This is a genomic window from Hyphomicrobium sp. (assembly GCF_035548195.1).
Lineage (GTDB): Bacteria > Pseudomonadota > Alphaproteobacteria > Rhizobiales > Hyphomicrobiaceae > Hyphomicrobium_B.
This window is the reverse complement of the sequence record NZ_DASZTY010000001.1, coordinates 1-1,938: the sequence shown is the minus strand read 5'-3', so window position 1 is coordinate 1,938 and position 1,938 is coordinate 1. Positions and strand designations below refer to the sequence as shown.

2 protein-coding genes are annotated in these 1,938 nt (G+C 62.1%); one reads left to right on the top strand and one right to left on the bottom strand.

What is annotated here, in order from left to right; translation table 11 throughout:
• Window positions 1-319 precede the first annotated feature (319 nt).
• The gene (locus tag VHB22_RS00010) at window positions 320-1,474 is read left to right on the top strand and encodes an IS4 family transposase (protein WP_414652682.1); all 1,155 of its coding nucleotides are present in this window, start codon (window positions 320-322) and stop codon (window positions 1,472-1,474) included.
• A 197-nt stretch (window positions 1,475-1,671) separates the two neighbouring features.
• Here VHB22_RS00010 and VHB22_RS00005 read toward each other — a convergent pair.
• On the bottom strand, window positions 1,672-1,938 hold a 267-nt coding region (locus VHB22_RS00005), incomplete at its 5' end, for a hypothetical protein (protein WP_325454890.1).

The following is a 1,938-nucleotide window of genomic DNA, read 5'->3' as shown; positions in this document are numbered from 1 at the left end:
GCTAGAGCACAGCCGTCCTGGCCGGGCTTGTCCCGGCCATCCACGCGGTGCAAATATGCGCCCTGCACGAAAGACGGGTGATCGACTATTAAGCCGGAAGCGAGGCGCTCGCTATCGGGTGCCAAGCGACATCGCTTGCCGCGCGGGCGAAAGGCGCGTCGGTTGCTTCGCGACGATGACGCATGCGTCTGATCGGCGTGGATGGCCGGGACAAGCCCACGGCTGTCCGGTTCATATTTTACTTGGCAAGGCGCACGGCGATGATTCTACTCGGTTCAGAGGGTTTGGCGACTCATCTGGACACGAAGGGATCAACGCCGTGCGTCATTACAATAGCGTCTTTCGCGATCTCCTGGCACTCATTCCTTGGCAAGCGTTCGATCGGCTTGTGGAGGAGCACGGCACCGATGATTTGGTGCGCGGCTTCACCACGCGGCGTCAGCTCGTCGCGCTCTTGTTCGCGCAATTCTCCGGTGCCGCTTCGTTGCGCGAGATCGAGGCCGCCATGACGAGCCATCAAGGGCGCCTCTATCATGCCGGCGCCAAGCCAGCGCGCCGCTCGACTTTGGCAGATGCCAACCGCATCCGTTCTCATCTCGTATTTTCAGGCCTCTTCGCGCATATGCTCGGCTTGGTTGGGCGCGGCTTGCGCCGCGAGATGAGCGAGGCCGTCCGCCTGATCGATTCGACCAGCTTGCATCTCGCCGGCGTCGGCACCCGATGGGCCCGTTTCTCGGCCGATATGTGCGGCGCCAAGGCGCATGTCATTTATGACCCCGATCTCGCTCGCCCGATCTATCACGCGGTGACGCCGGCAAAGATCAATGACATCACCGCCGCCCAGCAGATGCCGATCGAGGCGGGAGCAACTTATGTGTTCGACCTCGGCTATTACGATTATGCCTGGTGGGCGAAGCTCGATGCCGCCGGCTGTCGCATCGTCACCCGCTTCAAAACCAATACGCCGCTCAACGAGGCCAGAAAGCTGCCAATCCCCGCCGGCTGCGACGCCTTGTCGGATCGCATCGGCTTCCTGCCCGGCCGGCAGGCCAAGAGCCGCAAAAATCCGATGCAGGATGCGGTGCGCGAAATCGTCGTGGTGACCGAGCAAGGCAAAAAACTGCGCATTCTCACCAACGATCTCGACGCACCTGCCCAGGAAATCGCCGACCTTTACAAGCGGCGCTGGCAGATCGAGTTGTTCTTCCGGCTCCTGAAGCAGACGCTCAAGGTCAAGCACTTCATCGGCCGTTCCGAAAACGCAGTGCGCATCCAGATTGCGGTGGCGTTGATCGCGTTCCTGCTGCTGCGCATGCTCCAGAAAATGACCAAAGCCCGCCATGGCTTCCTCGAACTTGTTCAGCTCGTCCGCGTCAATCTAATGCATCGCAAAGACTTCACGCGCCTGCGCGAATGCTGCACCCCGCCGCCGCTCGACTCAAGACAACTGCGTTTCAACCTCGGCGTAACATGAACCGGACAGCCGTGGGACGAGCCCGGCCATGACGGTTGTGCTTTGGCGACGACGTATGCGATGAGATGCCGAACGAGTGGCAACGAAGAAGAGCCGGGATCCCGGGTCATTGATGCGCTTCGCGGCAAGTCGCGCCGGGTCCTGGGTTTCGTTGCGCTGCGGCCTCCAGACCCGCGCGCCGGCTCCGGGGAAAGTCTCTAGTGGCGCCATTCCCACGACTCGCGCGGCTCATTGGGCCAAGGATCGGCATTCAACGGCGCGACGGCAGCTAGGATGTCGGAAGCTACCGCGAGATGATGCGGATTGCGGGCGACGAAAGTTTCGTCGGTCGCCGCAAGAAGCAATCCGCCGTTCGGCCGATGGTCGACGATGGCCGTCGCGGGCGGAATGACGCGCGCTGCGCCTTCCGGCGAAACATAGCTGATCCAGGCGAGGCGAAGCGCGTCCATTCCGCGCTGTCTCTC